The organism is Candidatus Thermoplasmatota archaeon, assembly GCA_018814355.1.
In the GTDB taxonomy this organism is placed as follows: Archaea; Thermoplasmatota; Thermoplasmata; order UBA10834; family UBA10834; genus COMBO-56-21.
On the sequence record JAHIZT010000110.1, the window covers coordinates 1 to 3,247 of the forward strand.

At 56.2% G+C, this 3,247-nt stretch carries 5 protein-coding genes; 2 read left to right on the forward strand and 3 right to left on the reverse strand.

Annotated features, from left to right (window positions below; translation table 11 throughout):
- The 3 genes from KJ653_08045 to KJ653_08055 form a co-directional block, all read right to left on the reverse strand.
- On the reverse strand, positions 1 to 617 hold a 617-nt coding region (locus tag KJ653_08045), incomplete at its 3' end, for a hypothetical protein (protein ID MBU0685780.1).
- A gap of 188 nt (positions 618 to 805) precedes the next feature.
- Positions 806 to 1,174, reverse strand: coding sequence for a retropepsin-like domain-containing protein (locus KJ653_08050; GenBank protein ID MBU0685781.1), 369 nt, complete (start codon positions 1,172 to 1,174; stop codon positions 806 to 808).
- Positions 1,175 to 1,286: 112 nt separating this feature from the next.
- The gene (locus KJ653_08055; protein MBU0685782.1) at positions 1,287 to 1,565 is read right to left on the reverse strand and encodes a hypothetical protein; all 279 of its coding nucleotides are present in this window, start codon (positions 1,563 to 1,565) and stop codon (positions 1,287 to 1,289) included.
- Positions 1,566 to 1,746: 181 nt separating this feature from the next.
- On the opposite strand from KJ653_08055, the gene KJ653_08060 reads away from it, so the two are divergent.
- On the forward strand, positions 1,747 to 2,727 hold the full coding sequence (locus KJ653_08060; protein MBU0685783.1) for a GHMP kinase: 981 nt from the start codon (positions 1,747 to 1,749) through the stop codon (positions 2,725 to 2,727).
- Positions 2,727 to 3,247, forward strand: a 521-nt coding sequence (locus KJ653_08065; protein MBU0685784.1) for an SIS domain-containing protein, incomplete at its 3' end; no start/stop codon positions are given. The genes KJ653_08060 and KJ653_08065, both read left to right, overlap by 1 nt.

A 3,247-nucleotide genomic window follows, 5' to 3' on the forward strand; every position in this document is an offset into this window, starting at 1 on the left:
GTGACATTCTTCGGGTGCTCAATCAGGATACCGTCGTCCGGTGTCCATGTCCCGGCCCTCCAATCCTGGACCATGGCGTCGGTCCCGTTCCACGTGACCCCTGAGGGATATGAGCAATACTTCGTCTCACCGGAGAGCACGATCAGGCCCTGCCCGTGGTACCGCACCTCGCTGATGAGCCTCCCGGTGCTCTCTCTGATGGCCATCGTCGCGTTCTCCCCACGAGCGCTCACGAGGATGCCGGACCCGCCGTAGTATCTGAGCGAGTAGTTCGTATCCGTTCTGAAATCCCCAAACTGAAGGCTGCCCAGGTCAAACGGCAGGTCCCCGATGTCGAAGGAGAAGTAAGTGCCGTTCTCCGAGATCTCGATGGAAGTCTGGTTGAGCGCGTACACTCTGAACTCGTAACTGTTGTTCGTAGGAACGCTCTGAGTATCTTTGCTGTCCACCGATCCGATGGTCAGATCCCTTGGAATGAACAGCACGGCCAGAACAAATGCGATGAGGATGCCCGCGCAGACCATGAGTCCGCGTCCAACGGGCTTATGCCTCTTCTCGAACCTGGACTGACGCGCGTCCGCAATGAAACCATGGTCTGGAGAGATCAGAGCCCCCATGACGCCTGAGTCTTCCTCCCGGCTATATAGAACGGAACGAGCCGGCTATCAGCCTATCATTATCGATACGCAGAATGGGCACGTCGATGCAGCATGTGCCCTGCGATGTCTTTCAATCGTTGAGACTCGAATCGGAGGGATTATCCATTAGAGAAGGTAAAGATGCGACAGGGGGAGCTGGTACGGACTCACAACTCAATACTCATATTCCAGTTCCTGAAATCGAAGCGAAGAACGCAATCTAGTCTAGCCAGAAAATCCCTTCCCAGGAGAGCCGGGTACGGAAAGTCCGACTTCCTAGTCCTTCCACCTGAATGCTTAGTCTCATGAAGTGACAGCAATACCGGGAGTTCCTTGAACTCCACCTCATGAAAGTGATTTTCCGAATCAACGAGACATACCAGCAGGGGTTCTGGAATGACCCTCACGTTTCCTCTTCCACCAACACCCAGAGTTCTGGTCGAAGGGGTCGGCAGCTCCCTCGGCTCGAACCCCAACTTGGTCGCGTCGGACTCACTTATCGCAGTCGATGAGTTACCAGTATCTACAAGGAACATGACAGGCGTGCTAGTGGATTTTGAAGGGACGGAGACAAAACCGGGGGCGAATGGAGCGTCGTCAAACCCCCCGAGCTTCTCAATTCTGACAAGCGCCAGACGCCCACCCTGTTCAGAGAATCCAGACCGTACCTTCGTCGGTGATCAACTCGATGACCACAACGCCGAAATCACGGATGCCGTTCTTCTTGAGCTGCCTAAAGATCGAATCCTGGCTACCACTAACAGCGATGACCTGCCCTTTGTCCACTGCGATGTATTTGTTCAGGTACTTCCGCCGGAGTTCTGGCATATGGTCGGAGACCCAGTGCTTGTTATTAGTGGCCTCACGAACTCGGGCGACGGCAACATCTCTCGCGGAAGCGTCCATGAACAAAGAAGGTTGAGCCATTGACCACACCCAAGACAGTTGTACACATTCAGATTCTGCGAGTTCGTATATAAATGTTGTTTGCCGATGTCCGTTGAATGTAGCGAATCTGGCGAGCTTCCATGCAAGGACGACTTTCAGTGACATACCCTAGGAACGACATTTATTATCCTGCCACGGCTCATTCAGGGCCGAAATCCCCATGATAATCTCCAAGACACCCCTAAGGGTCAGCTTCGCCGGCGGAGGCACCGACATAGCCGATTATTACAGGACCGGGCACGGCGCCGTCGTGAGCTCCGCCATCAAGAAGTATGTCTATGTCACCGTCAACAAGCGGTTCGACGACGACATACGCATCAGCTACTCCAAGACCGAGATCGTCGATTCCTTAGACAAGGTCGAGCACGGGCTCGTCAGGGAAGCCCTGCGCAAGGTCGGCATCAGGAACGGCATCGAGATCACCACCATCGCGGACATCCCCTCCAAAGGCACTGGGCTTGGCTCATCGTCCGCAATCGCCGTCGGACTCCTGAACGCGCTGTACGCCTTCAAAGGCTATCGGGCAAGTCCGAAGAAGCTCGCAGAGGAAGCCTGCGAGATCGAGATCGAGAAGCTCGGCGAACCCATAGGCAAGCAGGACCAGTACATCGCAGCCTACGGTGGCATCCAGCACATCAAGTTCAACGCAGACGAAACGGTCACCCTCGACCCCGTCATCTGCCCGCCGAAGACCAAGCGGGACATCGAGAGCCATCTGATGCTGATCTACACAGGCAAGACGCGCAAGGCCTCAGATATCCTCTCCAAACAGAAGAGCAACTCCAAGACCAACAAGGAGATCCTGGATAAGATGCGGGACCAGGCCGAGCAGCTGTTTCACGACCTCACCTCACTCCAAGTCAACAAACTGGGGCAGGCGCTCAAGGACGGCTGGGAGCTGAAGAAATCGCTCGCGAAGGGCATATCCGACCCTGAGATCGACAAGATATATGCGAAGGCTCTGAAGGCGGGCGCGGTCGGCGGCAAGATAACGGGCGCTGGAGGCGGGGGATTTCTGGTGCTCTTCGTCCCGCCCGAGAGCCACTGGTCCGTGAGGAACGCGCTCACGGGCATGAAGGACCTCGAGTTCAAGGTAGAGCCTCAGGGCTCCAAGATAATCTATGTCGGAGATGACTACTGATGACCGATGTGAACTCTCGAACGACCAAGTACCTGGACGAGGTGGCAAGGACCCTTGAGAAGATGGAAAAGGACCTGCCGTTCAAAGCGGAGGAGTTCGTCTCCGCCCTGATCAAGGCTAGAGACCTGGGCAAGAGGATCTACATCTGCGGCAACGGCGGCAGCGCTTCCACGGCGTCGCACATGGCCTCCGACCTGAACAAGGGGGCCAACAGAAAGGACGCCCCGAGGTTCAGGGCGGTCGCGCTCACGGACAGCATCCCAGCGATGCTTGCCTGGGCGAACGACTCCTCGTACGACGACATCTTCGTCGAGCAGCTCAAGAACCATCTGGAGAAAGGGGACGTTGTCATAGGCATCAGCGGGTCTGGCAACTCGCCCAACGTGCTCAAGGCCCTGCACTACGCGAATGACGAGGGGGCACTGACCATCGGCCTGACGGGATTCGACGGGGGCAAACTCACGCAGCTGGCCAAGATATGCTATGTCGTCCCGAACCACACGATGCAGCAGATAGAGGA